This is a genomic window from Pseudoalteromonas sp. Bsw20308, from assembly GCF_000310105.2.
GTDB classification, from domain to species: domain Bacteria; phylum Pseudomonadota; class Gammaproteobacteria; order Enterobacterales; family Alteromonadaceae; genus Pseudoalteromonas; species Pseudoalteromonas fuliginea.
Genome location: NZ_CP013139.1, coordinates 855,764 through 879,883, shown reverse-complemented (window position 1 = coordinate 879,883; position 24,120 = coordinate 855,764). Strand labels below are relative to the sequence as shown.

At 39.1% G+C, this 24,120-nt stretch carries 22 protein-coding genes; 12 read left to right on the top strand and 10 right to left on the bottom strand.

What is annotated here, in order from left to right; all coding sequences use genetic code 11:
* The 5 genes from ispG to der all read left to right on the top strand — a co-directional run bounded on the left by ispG (position 1) and on the right by der (position 6,173).
* Positions 1-1,119: a flavodoxin-dependent (E)-4-hydroxy-3-methylbut-2-enyl-diphosphate synthase gene (ispG, locus tag D172_RS21035; RefSeq protein WP_007377438.1), complete on the top strand. Its 1,119-nt coding sequence runs from the start codon at positions 1-3 to the stop codon at positions 1,117-1,119.
* 384 nt (positions 1,120-1,503) lie between these two features.
* A complete protein-coding gene (hisS, locus tag D172_RS21030) occupies positions 1,504-2,784 on the top strand; it encodes a histidine--tRNA ligase (RefSeq protein WP_007377437.1) in 1,281 nt (426 codons plus the stop codon).
* A 19-nt stretch (positions 2,785-2,803) separates the two neighbouring features.
* Positions 2,804-3,424 carry a YfgM family protein gene (locus tag D172_RS21025; protein ID WP_007377436.1) on the top strand — a complete coding sequence of 207 codons (621 nt, stop codon included), beginning with the start codon at positions 2,804-2,806 and terminating at the stop codon, positions 3,422-3,424.
* Positions 3,425-3,434: 10 nt separating this feature from the next.
* Positions 3,435-4,613: an outer membrane protein assembly factor BamB gene (gene bamB / locus D172_RS21020; RefSeq protein ID WP_007377435.1), complete on the top strand. Its 1,179-nt coding sequence runs from the start codon at positions 3,435-3,437 to the stop codon at positions 4,611-4,613.
* Positions 4,614-4,706: 93 nt separating this feature from the next.
* A complete protein-coding gene (gene der / locus D172_RS21015; RefSeq protein ID WP_033017497.1) occupies positions 4,707-6,173 on the top strand; it encodes a ribosome biogenesis GTPase Der in 1,467 nt (488 codons plus the stop codon).
* 80 nt (positions 6,174-6,253) lie between these two features.
* Here the strand turns inward: der and D172_RS21010 are convergent, their stop codons facing one another.
* Positions 6,254-6,757: a zf-TFIIB domain-containing protein gene (locus D172_RS21010; protein ID WP_007377433.1), complete on the bottom strand. Its 504-nt coding sequence runs from the start codon at positions 6,755-6,757 to the stop codon at positions 6,254-6,256.
* 40 nt (positions 6,758-6,797) lie between these two features.
* A complete protein-coding gene (locus D172_RS21005) occupies positions 6,798-7,385 on the bottom strand; it encodes a DUF4202 domain-containing protein (RefSeq protein WP_007377432.1) in 588 nt (195 codons plus the stop codon).
* 226 nt (positions 7,386-7,611) lie between these two features.
* Here D172_RS21005 and D172_RS21000 point away from each other — a divergent pair, with 226 nt between their 5' ends.
* Both D172_RS21000 and D172_RS20995 read left to right on the top strand, forming a co-directional pair.
* Positions 7,612-9,339, top strand: coding sequence for a DUF885 domain-containing protein (locus D172_RS21000; RefSeq protein WP_007377431.1), 1,728 nt, complete (start codon positions 7,612-7,614; stop codon positions 9,337-9,339).
* Positions 9,340-9,458: 119 nt separating this feature from the next.
* A complete protein-coding gene (locus D172_RS20995) occupies positions 9,459-10,766 on the top strand; it encodes a DASH family cryptochrome (RefSeq protein WP_007377430.1) in 1,308 nt (435 codons plus the stop codon).
* Between the two features lie 224 nt (positions 10,767-10,990).
* Here the strand turns inward: D172_RS20995 and D172_RS20990 are convergent, their stop codons facing one another.
* A complete protein-coding gene (locus D172_RS20990) occupies positions 10,991-12,061 on the bottom strand; it encodes a YeiH family protein (protein ID WP_007377429.1) in 1,071 nt (356 codons plus the stop codon).
* A gap of 121 nt (positions 12,062-12,182) precedes the next feature.
* Between D172_RS20990 and D172_RS20985 the strand changes: the two genes are divergently transcribed.
* Positions 12,183-13,061, top strand: coding sequence for a LysR family transcriptional regulator (locus D172_RS20985; protein WP_007377428.1), 879 nt, complete (start codon positions 12,183-12,185; stop codon positions 13,059-13,061).
* An 87-nt stretch (positions 13,062-13,148) separates the two neighbouring features.
* Here the strand turns inward: D172_RS20985 and D172_RS20980 are convergent, their stop codons facing one another.
* From D172_RS20980 to D172_RS20970, 4 genes are all read right to left on the bottom strand, one after another.
* Positions 13,149-13,871 (bottom strand): hypothetical protein, encoded by a 723-nt coding sequence (locus D172_RS20980; protein ID WP_007377427.1) that lies wholly within the window; start codon positions 13,869-13,871, stop codon positions 13,149-13,151.
* Complete coding sequence (locus D172_RS21550) at positions 13,868-14,038, bottom strand: hypothetical protein (protein ID WP_007377426.1); 171 nt, start codon at positions 14,036-14,038, stop codon at positions 13,868-13,870. Before D172_RS21550 ends, D172_RS20980 begins: the two co-directional genes overlap by 4 nt.
* Positions 14,039-14,329: 291 nt before the next feature.
* Entirely contained in the window at positions 14,330-14,788 is a 459-nt protein-coding gene (locus tag D172_RS20975) for a TlpA family protein disulfide reductase (protein WP_007377425.1), read from the bottom strand.
* A gap of 71 nt (positions 14,789-14,859) precedes the next feature.
* Positions 14,860-16,815: a hypothetical protein gene (locus tag D172_RS20970; RefSeq protein WP_007377424.1), complete on the bottom strand. Its 1,956-nt coding sequence runs from the start codon at positions 16,813-16,815 to the stop codon at positions 14,860-14,862.
* A 277-nt stretch (positions 16,816-17,092) separates the two neighbouring features.
* Here D172_RS20970 and D172_RS20965 point away from each other — a divergent pair, with 277 nt between their 5' ends.
* Positions 17,093-17,449: a putative quinol monooxygenase gene (locus D172_RS20965; RefSeq protein WP_007377423.1), complete on the top strand. Its 357-nt coding sequence runs from the start codon at positions 17,093-17,095 to the stop codon at positions 17,447-17,449.
* 447 nt (positions 17,450-17,896) lie between these two features.
* Here the strand turns inward: D172_RS20965 and D172_RS20960 are convergent, their stop codons facing one another.
* Together D172_RS20960 and D172_RS20955 are read right to left on the bottom strand one after the other, a co-directional pair.
* A complete protein-coding gene (locus D172_RS20960; RefSeq protein ID WP_007377422.1) occupies positions 17,897-18,094 on the bottom strand; it encodes a tautomerase family protein in 198 nt (65 codons plus the stop codon).
* Between the two features lie 123 nt (positions 18,095-18,217).
* A complete protein-coding gene (locus tag D172_RS20955) occupies positions 18,218-19,138 on the bottom strand; it encodes a LysR family transcriptional regulator (RefSeq protein WP_007377421.1) in 921 nt (306 codons plus the stop codon).
* 561 nt (positions 19,139-19,699) lie between these two features.
* Here D172_RS20955 and D172_RS20950 point away from each other — a divergent pair.
* Positions 19,700-20,185, top strand: coding sequence for a hypothetical protein (locus tag D172_RS20950; RefSeq protein ID WP_007377420.1), 486 nt, complete (start codon positions 19,700-19,702; stop codon positions 20,183-20,185).
* 33 nt (positions 20,186-20,218) lie between these two features.
* Here the strand turns inward: D172_RS20950 and D172_RS20945 are convergent, their stop codons facing one another.
* On the bottom strand, positions 20,219-21,424 hold the full coding sequence (locus tag D172_RS20945) for an anhydro-N-acetylmuramic acid kinase (protein ID WP_007377419.1): 1,206 nt from the start codon (positions 21,422-21,424) through the stop codon (positions 20,219-20,221).
* A gap of 324 nt (positions 21,425-21,748) precedes the next feature.
* On the opposite strand from D172_RS20945, the gene D172_RS20940 reads away from it, so the two are divergent.
* Together D172_RS20940 and D172_RS20935 are read left to right on the top strand one after the other, a co-directional pair.
* Complete coding sequence (locus D172_RS20940) at positions 21,749-23,416, top strand: reverse transcriptase domain-containing protein (protein WP_007377418.1); 1,668 nt, start codon at positions 21,749-21,751, stop codon at positions 23,414-23,416.
* A gap of 63 nt (positions 23,417-23,479) precedes the next feature.
* On the top strand, positions 23,480-23,986 hold the full coding sequence (locus D172_RS20935; RefSeq protein WP_007377417.1) for a GNAT family N-acetyltransferase: 507 nt from the start codon (positions 23,480-23,482) through the stop codon (positions 23,984-23,986).
* The last annotated feature ends 134 nt before the right edge of the window (positions 23,987-24,120 follow it).

Sequence of the window (24,120 nt, the reverse complement as noted above, 5' to 3'; positions counted from 1 at the left end):
ATGTTTTCAGAATCTCCAATTAAACGCAGAAAATCAACTCGTATCAATGTAGGTAATGTACCTATTGGTGATGGTGCACCGATTGCAGTGCAATCAATGACCAATACCGATACCATGGACGTAGATGCAACCGTGGCACAAATTCAGGCAATACAAGATGCCGGTGCCGACATTGTGCGTGTGTCAGTGCCAACAATGGATGCAGCAGATGCATTTAAAAGTATTAAAGCACAAGTCACTATCCCTTTAGTAGCCGATATTCACTTTGATTACCGTATAGCCTTAAAAGTGGCAAAATACGGCGTGGATTGCCTACGAATAAACCCAGGTAATATAGGCAGCGAAGAACGTATTAGAGCCGTGGTCGATTCAGCTCGCGAGCATAACATTCCTATTCGTATTGGTGTAAATGGCGGCTCACTTGAGCGCGACTTACAAGAAAAATACGGCGAGCCTACACCTGAAGCCTTATTAGAATCAGCAATGCGCCATGTAGATATATTACGCCGTCTTGATTTTGACCAATTTAAAATATCAGTAAAAGCATCAGATGTATTTTTAGCGGTAGGCGCTTATCGCTTACTTGCTAAAGAAATAGACCAACCACTGCATTTAGGTATTACCGAAGCAGGCGGCATGCGCTCAGGTTCGGTAAAATCAGCCGTTGGTTTAGGTATGTTACTTGCTGAAGGCATTGGCGACACACTACGAGTATCACTTGCAGCCGACCCAGTACAAGAAATCAAAGTAGGCTTTGATATTTTAAAATCGCTGCGTATACGCTCACGCGGTATTAACTTTATTGCCTGCCCTAGCTGCTCACGCCAAGAGTTTGATGTAGTTAGCACCATGAACCAGCTTGAAGAACGCCTTGAAGATATTATTGAGCCTGTATCGGTTTCGGTAATTGGTTGTGTTGTAAATGGCCCAGGTGAAGCACTCGTTAGTGATATAGGTCTTGCGGGTGCAAACCGTCGTTCTGGCTTATATATTAATGGCGAGCGTCAAAAAGCACGTATCGATAACAATAATATTGTTGAACAACTCGAAGGTTATGTACGTGACTTTATAGCCCAAAAGCAAAACCAAACACCTATCGACATAAAAATAGTCGAATAAATACCGTATTTAGTGGCAAACAACGCTGTTTGCCGTTGACCTTTATAGCAAGTGGATACCCAAACCACCTCAAAATACAGAACTCAGCGTTTCACAGGGATTTAATATCAAGGCGTTACTTTGCAAGTATGGCAATCCCTTTTAAAAAGTAACAACGATCTGTGAACCGCCCAATGGGTTGGTTTTAAAGCGATTTATACTACGTTGTTGATTTTAACAATAGAACCTCTATTATTTGCAATCAATGCCTTGCCTAAATCGCTTTTAATTCCAACTGAAAGTCGCATCTTGGGGTAGTTTGGGTATATAATAGCGGGTCAATTTTTAGCATTCTTGTTGTGTAAGCATTTTTTATTACACATAAACAGCATTTAGGATTTATCAGTGGCAAAACAAATTCAGGCAGTTCGCGGTATGAACGATTGTCTGCCAGGCGACACACAAGTTTGGCAGAAAGTAGAAAGCATTTTACGCGAGACAGTAGCATCGTTCGGTTATCAAGAAATTCGTTTTCCTATTGTAGAATCAACCGACTTATTTAAACGCTCTATTGGTGAAGTAACCGATATAGTAGAAAAAGAAATGTACACCTTTGCAGATCGCAATGGCGACTTATTAACACTGCGCCCTGAAGGCACCGCTGTATGTGTGCGCGCAGGTAACGAAAATGGATTATTATATAACCAAGAGCAGCGTCTTTGGTATATGGGACCAATGTTTCGCCATGAACGCCCGCAAAAAGGTCGTTACCGCCAGTTTCACCAATTTGGTTTAGAAACATTTGGTATTGCCACAGCCGATATAGATGCCGAAGTTATTTTATTAACAGCGCAACTATGGGAAGCATTTGGTATTACTGAGCACGTACGCTTAGAGCTTAACTCATTAGGATCTAACGAAGCGCGCGCCGATTACCGTGATGCATTAGTAGCTTACCTTGAACAACACATAGATGTGCTTGATGAAGACTCAAAACGTCGTATGTATTCAAACCCATTACGCGTACTTGATAGCAAAAACCCAGATGTACAAGCCATATTAACCGACGCACCTAAATTATCTGAGCACCTAGATGTTGAATCAAAAGAACATTTTGAAAATTTATGTGAACGTTTAGACGCTGCAGGCGTCTCATACACGGTTAATGAAAAATTAGTACGTGGTTTAGACTACTACAACCGTACCGTATTTGAATGGGTAACCGACAGTTTAGGCGCACAAGGCACTGTTTGTGCTGGCGGTCGTTACGATGGTTTAGTTGAGCAACTAGGTGGTAAAGCAACCCCAGCGGTTGGTTTTGCAATGGGCCTAGAACGCTTAGTATTATTGCTACAGGCTATTGAGTGTGTGGGTGACATTCGTCGCAATGCTGATGTATATTTAGCAGCGATGGGCGACAAAGCAAGTATTCAAGCACCTATTATTGCCTCTGAACTACGTCGTGACGTAGCTGGTTTACGTGTTATGGTACATGCTGGCGGCGGTAACTTTAAAAAACAATTAAAACGTGCTGATAAGAGCGATGCACTTGTTGCTGTTATTATCGGTGAAGATGAATTAGAAAAAGGCGTTGTGACTATAAAATACTTACGTGAACGTAAAGAACAAGTCACATTAGAATTAGAACAAGCTAAAACGCTATTAGCTGAGCTTATTAACGGCTAAGCTGACATTAGAGGTAAACATGGATATTTATTCAACAGAAGAACAACAAGCAGAAGCCATTAAACGTTTTTTCCGTGAAAACGGCGTTTCACTTGCACTAGGTATAGTTGTTGGCTTAGGTGGTTTGTATGGCTGGAAAGCGTATAACCAAAACCAAATCACAACAGCTGAGAAAGCATCAAACTCTTTCACTAAGCTTGTTGAAGGTGATGATGTATTATCTTCAGCAGATACGTTTATCAGCGAAAATAAAGACACAAACTACGCAACATTAGCCGCGTTTGTTGCTGCTAAAGATGCTGTAGATGCGCAAAAGTTAGATGTAGCAAGCGAGAAACTGAGTTGGATCGTATCTAATGTGCAAAATACAGAACTAAAAGCAATTGCGATTACACGCTTAGCCCGCATTCAAATTGCACAAACTAAATATGACGATGCATTAAATACATTAAATGCACCATTACCAGAAGCATTTAACGCAAACGTTGCCGAACTTAAAGGCGATATTTACGCTCAGCAAGGTAATAAAGATCAGGCTCGCACTGCTTATCAAGCAGCTGTAGATGCAGGTGGATTAACCAGTAACCCACTATTACAAGTTAAGTTAGATGACCTAGCAGTAACTAGCCCAGCGGCTTAAGGTTTTAGGCATGAGAAAATTAACGACTGCAACCCTTGCCCTATGTATGGCAACACTGATGGGTTGTTCATCAAGTGATGATGAAGACGAACTAGTACTTCCTGAAATTGTAAACCAGTTTGAAACTGACGTTGTTTGGCAAGAATCAGTTGGTGACGGTGTAGAGCATTATTTCTCTCGTCTAACGCCTGCTATTTATAAAGATACTGTATACATTGCTAGCCGTGAAGGCCAAGTTGAAGCACTTTCGCTTACGAATGGCGACACAAAATGGGAAACTGACGTGCGTCAGGATTTATCATTTTGGCCATGGAGTGACAACGGTACAGCAAAATTATCAGGCGGTATTTTACAAGCTTATGGTAAGATTTATATTGGCTCTGAACATGGCTTCATTATAGCCCTTGACCGTGAAACAGGCGAAGAAGTTTGGCGTAAAAATGTACCTGGTGAATCGCTATCAAAACCAACTGCTGGCGATGGCTTAGTTTTTGTTAATTTAGCGTCTGGTAAATTATTAGCGCTACACCCAGATACAGGTGAGCAGCGTTGGAGCTTTGAACAAGAAGTACCGCCGCTAACATTGCGCGGACAAAGCTCGCCAACCGTTGCTAACGGTGGTGTATTAGTTGGCCTTGAAACAGGCAAGTTAAACGTTTTGATTTCAGAAAGTGGTTACTCAGCATGGAGCGCAGAAATAGCGGTAGCTAAAGGTGCATCAGAGTTTGAACGCCTAGTTGACGTAGATACTCAACCACTTATTAGCGGCCCATACGCATATGCTATTGCTTATAATGGTAACTTAGCAGCTATTGATATTCGCTCAGGTAATATTGTCTGGAAACGTGAATACAGTAGCTACCGCGATATTGCAATGGACGCACAGAGTATTTATGTAGTAGATAGCGATGGTGTTATTTACGCATTGGATAAAGATTCAGGTATTGAACGTTGGAGCCAACCCGCTCTACGTGGTTGGTACTTAACAGGCCCTACAGTTGCTGGTAGCCATTTAGCTATAGGCGACCAAGAAGGTAACCTGCATTGGTTAAATAAAGAAACTGGCGAGCTAGTATCTCGTGAAGACTTTGACAGTTCAGGATTTTTTATTGAGCCTGTTGTTGCCGACGATAAACTGATTTTATACACCCGTGATGGTGAAGTTAGTGCGGTTAAAATACCGAACTAACTTACTACTATTAGTATAACCTGCTAATAGTTAATTATTTTTTGTAAGGCTTCGCACTGCGAAGCCTTTTGTTGTTTTTTAAAGAGGTAGTTTATGCTTCCCGTGATCGCTCTAGTTGGGCGACCCAATGTGGGCAAGTCCACATTATTTAACCGTTTAACACGTACTCGTGATGCGCTCGTAGCCGATTTCCCTGGTTTAACACGAGATAGAAAATATGGCCAAGCTAGTTATGATGGCTATGAATTTATCGTGGTAGATACGGGTGGTATTGATGGCTCAGAAGAAGGCATCGAAATCGAAATGGCAGATCAATCTCTGCTAGCCATTGAAGAAGCCGACATTGTTCTGTTTTTAGTAGATGCTCGTGTAGGTATGACCGTAGCTGACCAAGCAATTGCTAATCACTTACGCAAGCAAGATAAAAAGTGTTTTGTTGTTGCCAACAAAACCGATGGTATTGATGCAGATTCAAACTGTGCTGAATTTTACCAATTATCATTAGGTGAAATTCATCATATTGCAGCATCCCATGGTCGTGGTATTACGTTATTACTTGAGCAAACACTTCAGCCGCTTATTGCTGAATTAGCTGCACAAGACGAAGACGTAACAGGCGATGACGAAGAGCTTATTAATCTTTACGAAGAAGATGAAGACAGCGACACCGATCACCAGGCATTTGCAGACAAACCTGTAAAGCTTGCTATTATTGGTCGTCCTAATGTTGGTAAGTCTACACTTACTAACCGCATACTCGGTGAAGAACGCGTAATTGTATACGATATGCCTGGTACAACACGTGACTCTATCTACATTCCGATGACGCGAAATGAAAAAGAATATGTGTTAATTGACACAGCCGGTGTTCGCAAACGTAAAAAAGTAAGCGACGTAGTTGAGAAGTTCTCTGTAATTAAAACGCTTCAAGCAATCGAAGATTGTAACGTTGTGTTATTGATTGTTGATGCTCGCGATGGTATTTCAGATCAAGACTTAAGCTTGCTTGGCTTTGCCCTTAACTCAGGTCGTTCATTGGTTATTGCTGTGAACAAATGGGATGGCTTAGACGATTACGTTAAAGATCGTATTAAATCAGAGCTCGATCGCCGTTTAGGCTTTATTGACTTTGCACGCCTACACTTTATATCTGCACTACACGGTACAGGTGTTGGTCATTTATTCGAATCTGTTGACGAAGCGTATGAGTCTGCAACTAAACGTATAAGTACTGCAATGTTGCGTCGTATTATGGACATGGCTCAAGCCGATCACCAGCCGCCACTTGTTCGTGGTCGTCGTGTTAAGCTCAAATATGCGCATGCCGGTGGTTATAACCCACCACGTATTGTTATTCACGGTAACCAAGTTAAAGATTTACCAGATAGTTATAAACGCTACCTGATGAACTACTACCGTAAAGCGCTTAAAATTATGGGCACCCCAATCAAAATTGAATTTAGAGAAGGTGAAAACCCATTTGCTGGTCGTGTTAATAAAGTAACACTGTCGCAAAAGCGTAAAATACGTGCATTTGCTAAAGAAAATCGTAATAAATAAATTCGTTAAAAATTAGTTTATTGTAATAAAAACGGCGTACTTTTTAGTACGCCGTTTTTGTTTTAATATGTTTTTAACAGTCACAAACTAAGTAAAGCTAAGCGAACCAAGTTCTCAACGGTGGTTTCATGCGCACTTTTATTTTTATTAGTTGGCGTAAACCTAGAAGTAGGTGATTTAATAGTTATAAACCCATGATTGGTTGCCATTTCATGAGCTAATAGCTTACGCTCTTTGGGTGTTAAGTGGTTTTCGTGTATTTTTGCCAGCTCGCCACTATCAAGCCATATTCCTGCACAGCCTGGGCATTCATCTATTTCAACGGCCTTTACTGGCGAAAAATACCTGCGCATCATTACAATTTTTTTGCACTTTGGGCAATTAATTCGTAGCGATACATCGTATTCACTCTCGCTATGTTCACTCAAATGCTTTAGCAACACCTGACCATGCTTTAGCTCTGGCGAGCTAAATTTAAAAATTTGGCTGTTATCAAAAAATACGCCGCCTTGCGCTGAAGTGTAAACAGTAATACCGCCAATTAATAACGGCTCAAGAGAGGCATTTGTACGTGGGCAATGCATTTAAAACTCCTTTTTATTTTAATACTTAACTTATACTACTTTACTCAAGCGCTTTGTGAATAAGCCCAACAAGTGGTGCGGGTAATGTAATATTACCTGCAAGTACAAACTCATGCGCTTCATCTGACATTTTTTGCCAAGTACGACGAATTATACCAATCCACTTTTCCTCATTGTAATCTGGTTTTGCATTGGCAAATCCAAGCATATAATGTTCAATAAACACCAAACTAGCCACATTTTCAACAAGCTGGCTGTCTGGATTACGTTTAATATTCTTTTTAGCGACTGCATCGTACACTCGGTTTTGCTCAGCTTCATCGTAACCAGCTTGCTTCATGAGCGCAACAACACTGCTAGCATGAAATATATAAAGTGCACTGCGCCATTGATGATAGCCCTGCTTATTCATTTCAAAGTCACTACGTGGCGACTTCCAGCGTTGTATATGCTGCCCGCGCACTGCAATTTGCATGAGTTCATCGGCATCTGGTTTAAAACGAGTTAACATTTCGCTCATGCGCAAGGCGTATAAACTTTCTTTAGGAAAGCGTTGTCCATTGTGCTGTTCACTATTTGGGTCTTGGTTATTAGCTTCATCAATTAAGGTAATTACTTTATTAAACATGACGGTCATTTTTTATAATAAGTTTTAATCATTCTAAACGCTGATAAAACAATAAACTAGTACGCCAATCAGTTACGCAGTGAAATTTGTTCAATCAACAGTAAAACCTAGAGGTACTGGTTATAAAAGTAAGCGCATTGATTAAGTTAACTTGGTACTATATTGAGCACAAATTAAAATAAAAAAGCGCGATAAATAATAACTAACTCGCCAATAACGGATGACTATGTTTAAAAAAAGTATTCTAGCTATATGCTTAGCGGTTGTATCGCTACCAAGCTTAGCCGACAGTAACACTGATTTAAAAACCATTATTGATAACCATTGGCAAAATGCCAAAACCGAAAAAATATTTTTTCGTACCGACCCAGACGGCTGGAAACCCAGCGGTACATTGCCAAATTGGAGCGAGCAAGCCATTGCAAAGCGCCAAGCTTATAACAACAGCGTACTAAAAAGCTTAGCCAGCATTGACCCAAAAACGCTCAACAACGAGCAGCTAATGAACTACCGCTTATTTAAATATGAGCGAGAAACAGAGCAGCAAAGCTACCTTTATCAAGATAAGTATTTTCCGGTTAATTTTTTAAGTGGCTGGCATACTTATTTTGCCGAAGCACCGGCTAACATGGCATTTTTAACACCCGACGATTACAACGCATTTTTAATCAGCCTTGCCGACTACCCTCGATTTAATCAGCAAAATATTGATTTAATGAAAGAAGGTATAAAAACAGGCTTTACTCATTACTGCAAAACCTTTGAAAATTACAGCCAAAGCATTAGCGCGCATATTGTTAAGCAACCTGAAAACAGTGCCCTTTACGAGCCCTTTACACGTATACCAAACACGTTTACAGCAGAGCAAAAAGCCACATACCAAAATAAAGCAAAGGCCTTAATCAGCTCAAAAGTAGTCCCTGCTTATCAGTATTTTTACGACTTTTTTGAAAACGATTACATGCCAAACTGTAGAGCCCAGCCGGGTATTGCAAGCGTTAAAGGCGGGCTTGAGTATTACAAATATGCAGTTAATTACTACACCACAACCAATGCCACACCAAAGCAAATTCATGAGCTTGGCTTAAAAGAAGTCGCGCGTATAAAAACGCAAATGCAAAACATTATTGATGAAGTAGGTTTTGATGGCACATACAGCGATTTTTTAGAATTTTTAGCAACCGATGAGCAATTTTACGCAACAGACGCGCAAGACCTGCTTGAAAAAACAGCCTTTATTACGCAAAAAATGTATGGCAAGTTACCAGCCTACTTTAATAATTTACCGCGTAACACCTTTACTATTAAAGGCTCAGCGAGTCGTGGTGCGTTTTATATGCCACCTGCTGATAACCGCTCCCCTGGCACTTACTTTTTGGCCTCAACACCTAAGCTACAGCCTTTGTATAATTTAGAAGCACTAAGCCTTCACGAGGCAATACCAGGGCACCATTTACAAAACGCCATTGCAATGGAGTTAAATGTACCCCAGTTTAGACGCACACTTAGCCACTCAGCATTTGGCGAAGGCTGGGCACTTTACACAGAACGCTTAGGTAAAGAAGCCGGCTTTTATCAAAGCCCCTACAGCGACTTTGGTCGTTTAGGCTACGAAATGTGGCGTGCTGTGAGGCTTGTTGTTGATACCGGTATTCATGCGTTTGGTTGGAGCCGCCAAAAGGCTATTGACTACTTGGCAGATCACACTGCTTTGCCACAAAGTGCGGTGGAGGATCAAATAGATCGTTATATATCATGGCCAGGCCAAGCGCTTTCGTACAAAATGGGCGAAATAAAAATACGCGAACTACGCGCAAAAGCTGAAAAAGAACTAGGCGCTAAATTTGATATACGCAGCTTTCACGACACCGTTATAGGTCAAGGTTCACTGCCTATGGAAGTATTAGAAGACGTAATAAACGATTGGATAGCAGAGCAAAAATCAGCTATTTAACATTAAAGGAGGCGGTATTATTTGCCGCCTCTTTTTAAAACCCTCTTAAACACCTCAAAACTAATCTCTACCCGCTTTTGCTTCGTAAAGTTAATGATTACAAAAACCTGAGCTAACCTATGAGCAAACGCATTTTATATTGGCTACAAAACGATTTACGTCTAACCGACAATGCTATTTTTAGTGACCTTGTGTCGCAGCAATGCGTACTAGATATTGTATTTGTTATAAACCCACACTGGTTTAAAAATAATAACTACCAACAAAAGCCATATGGCGTGCATAAACAGCAGTTTTTAATGCAAAGCTTGTATGAGCTGCAACAAGAGCTTATTGATCGCGGGCAAACACTGCATGTACTTGAAGGCGAACCTGTATCGCTTTTAAAAGCGCGTATTAATGAGCAAAATATAGATGAAGTTGTATACAGCGAGCAATTTGGTGTGTACGAGCAACGCCAAATAAACTTACTCAAATCACATTGCCCCAGTACAAAATTTACAGGAACGCAGCAAGACACGCTTTATAAACAAAGTGACCTACCGTTTGATTTAAGCGAATTACCTAAACACTTTACCCCGTTTCGTAAAAAGGTAGAGGCCGCCACTAGCCCCATTTCACTTTCAACATTACCAAACGGTTTGCTCCCTCAGCCAATAACCTTGTGCGCTAAAAAACCTTTAGAGCGTATAGCAAATAATGGCGTAATGCATGGCGGGTTTAAAAGTGCGCAAACACATTTAAAGCAATACTTTTCAGGCTTGCTGCCAAGTACTTATAAAATAACTCGAAACGAGCTTGATGGCTTTAATAACACCACAAAATTTAGCACCTGGCTTGCTTTTGGTTGTGTAAGTGCGCGGCAAGTTTATAACGCCGTTGAGGCGTACGAACATAACCAAATAACAAACGAGTCTACCTACTGGATTAAATTTGAATTGCTATGGCGAGAATATTTTAAATGGCATGCACTTAAGGCAGGTAAAAGCCTGTTTAGCTTTAAAGGCCAAAAGCAAACCAAACCCCTCACTACATTTATGCCAAGCCGATTTGCTGCATGGTGTAATGGCGCTACACCCTACCCATTAGTCAATGCCATTATGAACGAGCTAAACGCTACGGGTTATATATCAAATAGAGCAAGGCAAATTGCAGCAAGCTGCTTAGTGAACGAGCTTGGCCTCGATTGGCGCTATGGGGCAGCTTATTTTGAACAGCAACTGATTGATTACGATGTAGCCGCTAATTGGGGTAATTGGCAATATATAGCAGGTGTAGGCGTAGATCCGCGTGGTGGTAGGCACTTCAATATTGAAAAACAAACGTTACAGCTTGACCCGCACGCTGTTTACACTAATAAATGGCAAGGCAATAAAAATACCAGCACACAGCTGGATACCTTAAACGAAGTTGATTGGCCAATTTGAGCCGCCAATCTAGTTAACCTGAGTTCTGGATAATAAATCTATCTCAAGCAGCTATTTTTAGTGCTAACTGCGTTGAATTTACTTGCAATAAGCCAGCTATTGACGCGTAAAGTCGCCTTGTTCTCACCAAAAATTTCTAACTAGAGAGAAACAAGCTTAAATATCGTTATTATTTATAGCGTTTTTAAATCTCTTAACCAGAATTCAAGTTATTCATCAAAAATTTAAAACCGCTCAGCAATGCCTATATTAATAGCGTAACCACCCAAGGTTAAAAACAAAAATAAACACAGCGCCAGTAACAGCGGTTTAATACCCGCTTGGCGAATTACCCCAACATGTGTGCGTAAGCCTAAAGCCACCATCGCAATGGTGAGTAATATATTATCAAACCAAACAACTGCGCTTGTAGCGACTTGAGGAATAACTGATAGCGAATGTACACCACTTGCCACAATAAATAACACCGCAAACCAAGGGATTGTAATACCCGCTTTTTGCTCGCCGCCATGCACGTTATTGTTTGTTTTAGCATGCTTTTTACTTTGCCAAAACGATAAGCCCACTAAAAATGGTGCAAGCATCATCACCCTTAGCATTTTTTCTATAACGGCGGTATCTGCAGCATTGGCGCTTACAGCTGTGCCCGCTGCAACCACTTGCGCTACTTCATGAATGGTTGAGCCTACAAAAATACCGTAAGCGTGCTCACTCAACCCCATAAACTCAAACATTATTGGGTAGGCAAACATACTTAACGTACCAAACACCACCACCGTTGCCACCGCTACCGATACTTTATGCGCCTGTGCTTTTATAACCGGCTCTGTTGCCATTACAGCTGCTGCGCCACAGATAGAGCTACCCGCGCCAATTAATATGGTTGTTTGTTCATCAAGCTTAAATACGCGCTTACCTAGCTGCACTGCCAAAATAAATGTGCCTAACAGCATTACAACATCGGTTAATAAGCCTTCCCAGCCTACGCCCGCTACTTGCGCAAAGGTAATTCTAAACCCAAACAACACAACCCCCGCTTTAAGCAATATACTTTTAGCGTAATCAACACCCACATCGGTTTGCGTAGCAATGCGCGAAAACACACTGTTACCCACAATAATGCCAAGCACAATACCAATCGTTAAAGAGCTAAACTGGGCACTTTGCATTACGGGTAACTTACTTAATGCAACAGATGCTCCCGCCAAAACAGCCACCAGCAGCATACCTAACCACCAGCGCGTATCGCCGTATTGCTTAGTATTAATACCCAAATTTTTAATAGCGCTAAGCATAATATTCTCTCAATTGAACAACGTTAAACTGTTGACTTCATTTTAAGAAAGCGCAAAATATAACTCCAATACATTAAAATCATGATTCGATAACTTAAAGTTATGTGATTTGAGAGGCATAATGAACTTGCATGCACTTAGGGTGTTTTATACGGTAGCAAAGCTTGGTAGTTTTTCAGGCGCAGCCGAGGCGCTTTTTATAAGCCAACCCGCTGTATCTAAAGCGCTAAAAGAGCTTGAGCACCAATTAAATATTCAACTTATAGAGCGTGCATCTAAAGGCAAAAAACTTACCTTAAGCGACGGCGGCCAAGCCTTGTATGATCATGCACGTAGCATTTTTGCCATTGAAAAAGCCGCCATTGAAGATATTAAATCACGCACAGGGCTTAAGCGTGGCACGCTCGTTATAGGCACTAGTACAACCATTGCCAGCTATTGGCTACCGCCCTATTTAGCTAAATTTTGCGCGCAGTACCCAGATATAAAAGTAGAAGTACAAGTGGCTAATACAGCGCAAATTGAGCACGCCATACTTGAATGCACTATCGATTTAGCACTGGTTGAAGGCACACCTACCGAGCCGCATATATTAAGTAAGCACTGGCAAAACGATTTAATGAGTGTTGTTATACCGAGTAACTTAAAACCCGCTAAAAACTTAAAAGCATGGTTAAACAATCAATTTTGGCTACTGCGCGAACCTGGCTCGGGTACTTTAGAAATGTCGGTTAAGTTATTAGCAGAGCATGGCGTAATAGCAGAGCGCAGTATGCAATTGGGCAGCAACGAGGCTATAGCAAGAGCGGTAGCACAAGGGATGGGCGTTGCGTTATTGCCTAATGTGGTCACTGAAGATTTAGTGCAGTTAGGTAAATTAACACGGCTAAAACAGCCAAGTAACGTCGAGTTATCAAGACCATTATACCAATTACACTACAAAGACAGACCCTCTTCACATGCTGCGCAAGCATTCGAGAAAAGCCTATTTAGTGAATGATTTTTATATGAGTAAGTATATACGCGATATATAAATCGCATTTGTTCTCCAATAAGGAGCAGCGCTACTACACGTTTTGTTGGTTGCTTATTCTTCTTCAATAATATAAAGATATTCAATATTTATATTTTTAATGTCTTCATACTTGAGAATAAGCCTATCTCCTTTAATCTCGTAAAAACGCGTAGTTGGGGAAGCTGTAGATGAAGATTTATCTGACTCTATAGGTCTTCTCATGGCATCAGATAAAACAACACGATCTAGCTGTCCACTAGAATCAAGATAAAAGTCTTCAAGTACACCATAATATAAGAAGGAAACATTTTTAGACTCTACTAAACAAGATAACTTGATTAACTCTGCGTCCTGAGTTTCAGATAATTTTCCAGTAAGCTCATAGTACCATGGAGTATCGAAGGCATATCTGGAAGATTTATATGGATTAAAGTGAAAAATTAGCTTTTGAAATATTTTTCCCAAAATATATGCGAGTAAAAATGAACTAGAAAAATATAAAATGATTTTAGGGATACTAGCACTTACAATTTCTAAATCAGATTCCGACACAGATTTAGAACCAGTTAGTAATTTTAGACAAATTTCATAGTTAATTTCATTACCTAATAAAGGTACCAACATATAAATTAGGAAAGTATGTAAAATTAAGGCATAAAAAAAAGCCAAGGATGAAGATACATCAAATGGCTTTTTTTCTATGCTAGTATTTTCTACTTTTTCATAAGAATTTTGGAATATAAAACCTGGAATTATTAGTACTAAAATAAAAAAAGCAGGAAAAGCTATATTCATGCAACTGCTTTCTCTTTAGGAGAAGTAGAAACACGGTACTTCTTGCCGTTTGACAAAGTAATAACTTCACTATCTTTTGAACTACTAGAAATAAAAGCCCTTAACTGCTCGCTTCCCAAGGGATCGCCTTTAATTTTCTTAGCTAAACTACCTAACAAAGCTTTCATAACGCCCCCAAAATAATGTTTTATAATTTTATTTTACTTTAAATATTACCAATACGCTACATATCATGCCATGAGGCATCTGATGTAGCGTACTACGACGCCAGTGAGCAAATTTCCAAGCGGCGCCTGATATATTTCACTTCACTTATGTTAGCGAGATCAAACCCATCATGGAAAAACCAAACCTCGACTTCACACATTAAAGTATTCAGGGGCTACTCATCGCAGCACACCTGCAAACTTATAAACCTATTAGCTAAATAAGTAAACCCAAATACGATCAAGCTGACCTTACAAACCCTGCGTTAAGTCTTGTGCTAACGTACCCGTTGGCTTTTCAATTACACGTACTAACTCTTTACCATTTTGTTTAACAATAAAGGTAGGTGTGTATTGCAAGTCGTGAGCCTGTGCAATGCCTGCATCGTCTTGCTTGTTGTAACCCACGGCCACGTATTCAATGCTTGCAAGTTGTACTTTCGATGCATCAAGTAACTTAATAAGCTTTGGCACTTCGCGCTCGCTGTCGTGGCACCACGTTCCAAATAATACAATAAGCTCTTTGCCTTCTAGCTTTTGCATTAGGGCAATGTCTTGTGCTGTTGGTGTATACGTCTTGTAGTGCTCGTTAAACTTGTCGTAGTCGCTTAGCAGTGCTTGCGTACTTATCTCGCCCGAAAATGGCGCTGTAGCAGCGCAGCTTACAAGCGGCATGCTTAAAGCGCACAGTAAAATTAATTGTTTAAACATAAGGTTACTCTTAATTAAGGTATTAAACGACTATACCCAATATTGAGTGTGGAGTGAACAACTCAAAACCGTTACTTTTTATCCATAAAAAAGTTAACTTGCGATAAGTTAGTTAAATATTCTCGCCTTACGTTTTTATTCTCAGCTAGCTTATCTAAGTCACCAATTAGGGTAACTAGTTTATTATGGGAATGGCTGCTTGTTTTTTTAAACTCGTCTTGCTTTTCGTCACTCTCAACACGCTCTTTTTTATTCATGTTGTAGCTGTTTTCGTTTTCTTCAAGCCAAATATCGTCAATTAAGCGAATGTCGCTTTTACTAACAGTTTGCTCTTGCATCGCCATTTGCAGCTCGTATTGATTAGTTTGCGGATTAAACTCAAACATTTTTGTATCAACATCAACCTCGTGAGACTGATCAAGCCCCACAAGCTCTTTATTTTTAACGGCGGTGTTTACGTTATAACTCTCTTCTTTGTCGTAATAATCAGGGCGACTGTATTGATAATCAAAGTGGCTACTTACATTTTTACTTTGCGTTACACCGCTAAGTTCCCCTAATTGGGCTTGTTCAGTCGCTTGGCTTAGCTCAATGGTACTTTTAGGTTGATAGTCGCCGTTATCAAGCGCATAAGAAAATGTAGCATCAAAATCAGCGAGCTTAGAAATACCCGCTCCTAATGTATTTGGCGCCTTATTACCAAGCCCTTGGTAACGGGCATCGTTTGTAATCATGTTATCAACCAAATCGGCAACCATAGCGCGCCCGTCATTAAAGTGCTGATCTGCAAGTGACTCCAAATTGCTATAACGCTCAGCCGCCGCTGACATACTCGCAAAAGCGCCTTTAAACAATGCAAAACCTTGTTGCATTGCCTCATCGCCTTTGCGGCCAAATGCCGATTTTTTGTCGTCCTCACTACTATTAACTCGACTATCTTCTAGGCTTTGATCAAGCGACGCTAAATACTGCTGCATTTGCTGCGTGTCTTTAGCGCCAATGGTTGACATATCGAGTGCAAAATCAATGTCGTTTTGCCCACCTGCGGCTTTAAACACAAGTGCTTGCTGGTTTAATGCTTCATCAACGGAGTAACTTAAATCAAGCGTGTTCTGGTCAGTATCAAGCGCATCATTTTGCGTTGTTGAAAACGACACATTAAAACCGGCTAACTGCTCACTATTAAAGCCCGCTAAAAAATCTAAGCTCATGTCTGTTTGATTTGGCACTATAAGAGGGTTGAATGAATTTTCACTCACTTTAAAAAACTCATCGGCCATTTCGCCAACACCCGCCATAACCTGCGTTAAAGCGCCATGTTCAGCCTCAGATAAATTGCCATTAACTTCGTAACTTATGCCAAAGCCATCTATCGCTTCACCTGTTTTTTCGTCATAACCTTGCGATGAGTTAAAGGTAATGTTTATAACATCACCTTCTTTAGTTTTTACCGAGAGCTCAAACAGGTAGTTATCGTCATCCTCGTATTTTGCGCGATTAATACTTTCCATATAAGGATTTAGTGAGCGCTCAACACGTTGCTGGCTTGAGGCTAAAAACGTTTTTTGCTCATGCCCAAGCTGACCTAAACTCGATAAAATATCGCTGGTATTAGCATAAGCACCCTGAATATTTTTAACCGACGTATTTAGTCGCTCAATTAATTGGGTGCTATTTTCGTTTTTTAATAACCCCTCATGCTGAGAGCTTATTACGGTGCGTAGGGCGAGTTCTTCATCGGAGAGTTTATAGTTAAGCATGCTGGGCGTGCTTGAAATAGTAAATAACGAGGTAAGCTGCTGTTGTAAAACGTCCTCTACTTTTTGATTACTAGCTATCGATTCACTGTTTAGCTGGCTTAGTAGCTCATCGGATATTTTTGGCGCGTTAGTTTGCAAATCATTAATAGCTTGAAGATCGCCGCTGGTGTGTAGCGTAGGAGTCACAGAGGTTTGGTTAGTGTTATTAACTGATTGGGCAAGCAACGTGTTTAAATTAGCCAAACTGCCAAATGCATTATTAACCATGATTATCCCTAATCGCTAAACTCTATTAAGTAATTTATCGGTCGTTTGGTTAAAAGCTTTAGGTTATTTGAACGCTTAAATTTGAGCTCAACAATGAGCAGATTAAATCACAAGATCATGTTTTTATAATTGTTGATTAAAATTCCACTCTGAGTCGAAAATGAGCCTATTTATCCACTTTAGGACTGCATTTATAATGATTTTTAAACAGTGGTACTTGAAAATAACTATTTTCTTCCTTCAGGCTGTATAAAATTTAACTCGATGGAGAGTATTTATGAAAAATGAAATAACGTGCAATTTTTTTCTTGATGTGAAAGAAGGTAAATTAATAGAGTTCAAAGAACTCATTTATAAAATTGTGGATGTTGTAAAAAAGGAGCCTGGCACTTTAACGTACACATATAATATCAGTGAAGATGGGAAAAAAATTCACATCGTTGAGAGATATAAAAATATAGCGTCAATCATCAGTCATATTGATGAAAGTTTTGCGCCATTCGCGAAAGCTTTTTTATCCTTGGTTGATATTTATGCATTAAATGTTTACGGTGTTCCAGATAACAATTTACGTGAGAGACTGGACGTATTTGGCGCTAAATACCATGTATTAGTGGATGGGTTTTCTCGATAATAATACAAGAAAAGCACTAATATAAAATTATACACTTGTGAATATTACTCTTTTTATAAATAACCAGCTTATATATGAGGGCTATTTATCGACAAGAGAATTGCGCTAAAACTAGCAAAAACACGTATACATAATTGTTCTAAATAAAAATATTTAACCTGCCCCCTGGTTAAGAGATTTACTAACGTATTAAATCATGGTGATATTTAAATTTATTTTCTCTAGCCAGAGGTTCAAGGCGAATTTACGCGTCAATAGCTGGCCTATTGCAAGTAAATTCAACGCCGTTAGCGTTTAAACTAGCTGCTTTTAATTTGCGACTCTATTAAAACAATTTCTGTGTATCTTCAGCATAAGCAATAATGAAAGGTATTTGTAAAAAAAGTATAGAAGAGAGCCATTGATTATAGTTCTAACTCCATCAATGGCTTATTTATATCTGTATACCTATGATGATTTTTTTAGCGTTTCAGCAAAAATTTCTCCTGAAATAGCCCAATCTTCTGTTTTTACATCATTAAAAATAACGTAAACATATTGCGGATCAACATCAGCGTGTTTAGCTATTGATGCTGTCACTTCTTTTGCTATCGCTTGTTTAGCATGATCACGACCTTCAAACATTTGAATATTAACTACTGGCATTAGGTATCTCCTTTAATTAGATAGGTGTTAACTCGTCAACGATATGACGAAAACAGCATAACAAAGACGCATAAGTAGATAAATGCGCAAAAAGGAGACTCTAAGTAGCATTAATTTCTACAATTAATTAAAATTACCCTCATCTGATAAGCGTATAAATTCGTCAATAATAAACCTGACACTGGGCAGGAGGTGTTTTGTTTTTGGCCAAATAATATGTAACTCAGTTGAAGCAGGATTTAACTCTGGCAAAATTGGTACTAGCTTACCTTCATCTAGCCAAGGCTGAAGCAAAGACTTAGGAAACTGAATGATTCCCGCGCCAGCAATACAAGCATCGACCATAGCATCACCATCACTAATTTGATGAAAGGGCTTAGGATGAAAGCGCATATCATCACCATCGGTATTTTTAATTAACCAATGTAGTGAACTACCGCCTCGCCAAGCCACTATGCACTGATGGCTTGTTAACTCAGCAAGACTCGTTGGGGTACCTAAACGTGCTAAATAAGCAGGAGAAGCGGTTAAAATCAAATGTTGAGAAGTCAGTTTTCTAGCAACTAAATCACCACTATCTTTTATGGCACCAAATCGAATAGCTAAATCAAAGCCAGCATCGAGAGGATCAATAATTTTATCATTAAAAGTTACTGTTAGTTTTAATTGTGCATGTTGCTCAGCAAGCTTCAATAAAACAGGTAACACAAAAGAGCGACCAAACGCAGCTGGCACATCGATTCGTACTCGACCTGAAGGTTGGGATAATTTTGATTGTAACGCTAACTCTGCTGACTGAAGGGTATCTAATGCCAATTGACAGCTTGCTAAATACGCCTCTCCTTCAGTAGTTAAACTCAGTTTCCTAGTTGTGCGATGAAAAAGCTTGGTGTTTAAATGATTTTCTAATTTAGCAATGCTTTTACCTAATGCTGATTTGGAAATACCTAACTCTTCAGCTGCTGCGGTAAAGCTTTCATTTTTGGCCGCTGCGGTAAAATAGACAATGCCTCGAAAGGAATCAGATAACACTGTTGACGACATACAATAACACCTATTTATATGGTTAAAAATAAAACACTTCTTTCTAAATAATTACCTTATATTTGGCCTTAGATCATTACGACCTCGCATGGTCACTCAACATCAAAAATCGACCGTCAAGGCTACTAAAATGTTTTGATGTAGTTACTTGGAATCATAGCCAATACTTCTCAAAAGCTCTAATTAGATGTAAGTTATCAGAGTATTCTAATTTCGAAACTATATCCAAATATTCTACTTTGTAAAAAACAGACTGTGTATCTAACTGAACTCTAGTTAAGAGGTTTACTAACACATTGAGACATGATTATATTTAAATTTATTTCTCTCTCACCAGAGACTTCCAGTGAAAACAAGGCGAATCTACACGTCAAATATTACCTTCATACCTTATAATTTCTGATTGAGAAATGATTTCAAAATCGAGTAAAAAAGGACCGATCCTTTTTGATCAAACCACTCAATAATTGTACTAATCAATGCAATTAGTCATAATTCTGTAACTTTGATCCGCGATAATCTTTATCCGATAAATGAATACACTCTAGAAGATTAAGTAAGATGAGTACACCTTTAGTGCAACTAACATTTGCACTGCAATCATTTGAAGATCCGATGTCTGCGGCTATGAGCCACACCATGGAATACGAAAAATTATCGCTTACAGCCAATGCTGCGCATAATATTACACTGCAATGTGTATTGCCTGATGCAGTCAATGAGGGCGATATAATTTCGCTTAGCGCAACACATCCAAGTGCGCGTGGTGCACAGTACTTTAGTGAGCACACACTCACTAATGCAGATCTTGAACGTGATTACGTAAACCTTACTTTGAGACAAATTACACAAAGCCAATGCTTTGTAATGCAAATGATGCTGCACGGTAAACACGCAACTTTAAAAAACAGCCTACAATTCGATATGCATATTAACGCATTTGAACAAGGTTACTGCGCACCCTTTGTTAATGTAGAACGGACTAAACCACAAGGTATTCGTAGCTATTTTGCGAGTATGGGATCTACGTTTTTATCGCTGTTTTAGTGCTGGCTGCACTCTTTGCAGATTTATAAGTTATTAGTCTGCAAAACTTACTTTACCCATAGTGACTCCCGCGATACCTTGTGCAGTATTACTTAGGTGTTGCTGCTCTCCTGCTAGACATTCGTTTGCTAAAATAGCAAATAACACGGCCTCTTTTGCGTCGGGATTTATACCTAAATCGTCAGTATTTTTAAAAGCCTTAATACGTGGACAAAGCGCTGTAAGTTGCGCCATTAGTAACGGATTATGAATACCGCCACCACTTGCATACACCACACAATTTTGTGCGCGCTCTGCACACTCGTTTAATGCATTTGCTATAACGGTTGCAGTAAAGGTATTTAAGGTGGCCATTATATCTTCATGGCTTAAATGGTGAGTATTTGTAACCTGCTGTGCAGCATTTAAATACGCTAAGTTAAATACCTCTGGCCCTGTGGTTTTAGGCATTGGGAGTTTAAAAAACGCGTTATTACATAATGCATTCAATAATGGCGTATTTACCTTGCCTGCTTTTGCTATTGTTGCGCCATCGTCATAATGCATATCTTTAAAATGTTGCTGTACGTACGCATCCATAATGGTATTACCGGGGCCAATATCGGAGCTAAACACACCGTTTGCATCACCATTTTTGGGTAAAAACGTTAAGTTAGCTATGCCGCCCATATTTAGCAAAACCCGACTTTCAATAGCGCTCGAAAAATATAAATAATCGCCATACACAGCCAGTGGTGCGCCCTCGCCTCCTGCGGCTATGTGTTTTTGCCTAAAATCCCCAATGGTTGTAATACCCGTAGTAACGGCTATTTGGTCGCTATCGCCAATTTGTAAGGTGCCGTTATTAAAGCTTTTGTGATTATGTTGCGACTGCGGACAGTGGTAAATGGTTTGCCCGTGGCTCGCTATTACATCAATATTTGCTGGGTTTATTTGCCAAGTATGTAAGCACTGGTTAACCATATCGCCATGGAGTTTACCTACCCACGGGTGCAATAAAGTAACAAGCTCTAAATCGCATTCTCGCTTAGCAAATACCTGCTTTATTTTAGTTTTATAATCGTCGTTGTAGTCAACGGTGGTAAAATTTAAAACCTCAATGTGTGTATTTAAGCCTGCGCCCGTTACTTTACACAGTGCAACATCAAGCCCGTCCAACGAGGTGCCGCTCATTAAACCAATAATTAAACGGCTTGGTTTTTGGGCGCTGTTATAAAGCGCTTTAATGTGAGGGTGCATAATGGCATCTAAAATAGGTGTAATATTTTGCTTATATTAGAGGACTTTAAAACAAAGTAATAGACATAACTCTCACAACAAACACTTGAGTAAATTAAACTGATAGAAATCCAGTTTAAAATAACTAATACTTTACAAGTAACTGATTCATGGTGTAGTTTTATTATGCGAGGCGAGAGTTTAACTTTCTGCTGTTAATCTGCGGCGGTCATTGGCATGTTTCATTTATATCCGTTTCTGATGCTCTGCTCCTTGGTGTATCAATGTATAAGAGAAAACAAAGTCGCCTCGCTTTTTTATGGATGAATATTTTATGAGTTACCAATGCTGAATTTTTCTACTTCACTAATAATCAAGACACCAACATGTTTGAAAGAATGTAAATGTGTTGAAGGTTTAGCTAGGTTTCTTGGGTTTACTTCTTACAGTCAATTAGATGAACTAGTATACCCATCAATTAATCATCTTTATTATAGCTTTAAAATTCCAAAAAAAAACGGTCATAAGCGCATAATAAAAGCACCGAGGAAATCTTTAAAAAGTATCCAAGAATTGATCAACATTGAATTAGGTAACTATTTTTCTCCTAGAAACTCGACTCACGGCTTCATTAAAAATCGCAGTATTGTAAGCAATGCAGCTAAACATGTAGATAAAAAATATGTATTGAATTTAGACCTTGAAAATTTTTTTGATTCAATCCATTTTGGACGAGTAAGAAATCTGTTTTGTTCTTACCCCTTAGTTTTATCGAAGCCTGTTGCGACAGTGTTATCTCATTTATGTTGTTATCAAGGAAAGTTACCCCAAGGCGCACCAACATCTCCTATTATTTCAAATATGATAGCTTACCGGTTAGATAAAGAAATTCAGTATTTAGCATCGAATAATAGGTGTACATATACACGCTATGCGGATGATTTGACGTTTTCATTCACCCAAAAAAGAAGAAAACTACCCAGATCTATAGTCAAGGTATCGAGTGATTTAGACATCACTATTGGCCATGACCTCAAGGAAATTATATCAAAAAATGGATTTACTATTAATGACTCTAAAACACGCATTTCTTCAAAATGCCAAAGGCAAGAAGTTACAGGGATCACAGTTAATGAAAGAATGAATGTTCCCAGAAGTTTTATTAAACAAACTCGATCAATGCTTTATGCTTGGAAAACTTTTGGGTTAGAGAATGCCGAATTCCACTATTTAGACAAATATCATAAGAAAACCTTATTTGAAAAGCACAAAAGAAAAATAGATAAAAAAGAGGGGGTATTTTTTCAGAAAATAGTCAAAGGGCGTATTAATTTTATAAAAATGGTACGCGGCTCAGAAGACATTATTTATAGAAAAATTGCTTATGACTATTCTGTATTAACTGGTAAACCTAATTCAGACTTAATTAAAACCCCCTTAGATAAAGTGTGTGATTCCATATTCATCATTGAAAATATGCTTGATACTGCGCAAGGGACAGCTTTTTTATTAAAAGATATAGGGATGATAACAAACGAACATGTCGTGGACGGTATTGATGAAGACAACCCTGAGCTTCTGGAGTTTTTTAGGCATTTTGAGCAAACAAATAAGAAAAATGTTACTTTTAAAAAATCTTGTAAATCTAGAGATTTAGCAATATTAAAACCAACAAAAGATTTTAATGGTATCAAAAGGCTCGACGTTGGTGATGATAGCTCACTAGATATTGGTTCAGAAGTTACAGTGTTAGGCTTTCCTCAATACTCACCAGATGAAACCCCCTATATAAATACTGGAAAAATTATACAGTCGAAAATATTATATGACCAAAAAATATGGCTTTTGGATATTCCTATAATTCATGGGAATAGTGGCGGACCAGTATTAGATAAAGATCAAAAAGTTATTGGCATAGCATCTAGAGGATCTGCAAAACACGACCAATCAACTAAGCTACATGGCTTTATACCCATATCAACTTTGTTGAAGTATTTTAAAGAAAAATATTAATAATTACCTATAGAGCAATTTCAATACCTCTTTTATATAAAAATCATTTGTGGACGGAATCCAATGATCACCCTCAGAGAGTTTAAAGCCCAAGACGCGCCTTTTATTATTAACACCTTAAATGATGAACAGGTAACGCGTTATTTATCGTCAAAAATTCCGTTTCCGTATACGCAAGCCGATGCTGATTGGTGGATAAACCAAGGCTCAAAAAACGGCGTAATTGATGCAACGGCTAAGGCCATTGTTGTAAATGGGGAATTTGCGGGCTGTATTGGCATAACTCCCGGCGAATTTGAATACAGCCACAGTGGCGAAATTGGTTATTGGCTAAATAAAACCTATTGGGGGCAAGGCATTATTACTCGCGCTATTGAACTTATCTGCGAAGAAGCGTTTGCGCAATCTAACCTAAATAGAATTTTTGGCGCTGTGTTTGCTGGTAATACTGGCTCTATGAAGGCACTTACTAAGAGCGGCTTTGAGCAAGAGGCTGTGCTTAAACAAGCCATTTATAAAAACGGGGTGTTTTACAACAATCATATATTTAGTAAGCTCAAAGCAGACTAATTACTCTAATTAAATCTGCGCAAAGGTTGAATTATCAACCACCCGCCCAAAACTCCTTTATTAAGGTACGCATTGTACATATTCATACTGCTTAGCCGCGCATTATTGTTTAGCTGAACACGATTTTTAAAGCG

Bases quoted from the DNA above. Each gene is read 5' to 3' on its own strand.
- ispG (WP_007377438.1), top strand. From the start codon at position 1: ATGTTTTCAGAATCTCCAATTAAACGCAGAAAATCAACTCGTATCAAT.
- D172_RS21025 (WP_007377436.1), top strand. From the start codon at position 2,804: ATGGATATTTATTCAACAGAAGAACAACAAGCAGAAGCCATTAAACGT.
- bamB (WP_007377435.1), top strand. From the start codon at position 3,435: ATGAGAAAATTAACGACTGCAACCCTTGCCCTATGTATGGCAACACTG.
- der (WP_033017497.1), top strand. From the start codon at position 4,707: ATGCTTCCCGTGATCGCTCTAGTTGGGCGACCCAATGTGGGCAAGTCC.
- D172_RS21010 (WP_007377433.1), bottom strand. From the start codon at position 6,757: ATGCATTGCCCACGTACAAATGCCTCTCTTGAGCCGTTATTAATTGGC.
- D172_RS21005 (WP_007377432.1), bottom strand. From the start codon at position 7,385: ATGTTTAATAAAGTAATTACCTTAATTGATGAAGCTAATAACCAAGAC.
- D172_RS21000 (WP_007377431.1), top strand. From the start codon at position 7,612: ATGTTTAAAAAAAGTATTCTAGCTATATGCTTAGCGGTTGTATCGCTA.
- D172_RS20995 (WP_007377430.1), top strand. From the start codon at position 9,459: ATGAGCAAACGCATTTTATATTGGCTACAAAACGATTTACGTCTAACC.
- D172_RS20990 (WP_007377429.1), bottom strand. From the start codon at position 12,061: ATGCTTAGCGCTATTAAAAATTTGGGTATTAATACTAAGCAATACGGC.
- D172_RS20985 (WP_007377428.1), top strand. From the start codon at position 12,183: ATGAACTTGCATGCACTTAGGGTGTTTTATACGGTAGCAAAGCTTGGT.
- D172_RS20980 (WP_007377427.1), bottom strand. From the start codon at position 13,871: ATGAATATAGCTTTTCCTGCTTTTTTTATTTTAGTACTAATAATTCCA.
- D172_RS21550 (WP_007377426.1), bottom strand. From the start codon at position 14,038: ATGAAAGCTTTGTTAGGTAGTTTAGCTAAGAAAATTAAAGGCGATCCC.
- D172_RS20975 (WP_007377425.1), bottom strand. From the start codon at position 14,788: ATGTTTAAACAATTAATTTTACTGTGCGCTTTAAGCATGCCGCTTGTA.
- D172_RS20970 (WP_007377424.1), bottom strand. From the start codon at position 16,815: ATGGTTAATAATGCATTTGGCAGTTTGGCTAATTTAAACACGTTGCTT.
- D172_RS20965 (WP_007377423.1), top strand. From the start codon at position 17,093: ATGAAAAATGAAATAACGTGCAATTTTTTTCTTGATGTGAAAGAAGGT.
- D172_RS20960 (WP_007377422.1), bottom strand. From the start codon at position 18,094: ATGCCAGTAGTTAATATTCAAATGTTTGAAGGTCGTGATCATGCTAAA.
- D172_RS20955 (WP_007377421.1), bottom strand. From the start codon at position 19,138: ATGTCGTCAACAGTGTTATCTGATTCCTTTCGAGGCATTGTCTATTTT.
- D172_RS20950 (WP_007377420.1), top strand. From the start codon at position 19,700: ATGAGTACACCTTTAGTGCAACTAACATTTGCACTGCAATCATTTGAA.
- D172_RS20945 (WP_007377419.1), bottom strand. From the start codon at position 21,424: ATGCACCCTCACATTAAAGCGCTTTATAACAGCGCCCAAAAACCAAGC.
- D172_RS20940 (WP_007377418.1), top strand. From the start codon at position 21,749: ATGCTGAATTTTTCTACTTCACTAATAATCAAGACACCAACATGTTTG.
- D172_RS20935 (WP_007377417.1), top strand. From the start codon at position 23,480: ATGATCACCCTCAGAGAGTTTAAAGCCCAAGACGCGCCTTTTATTATT.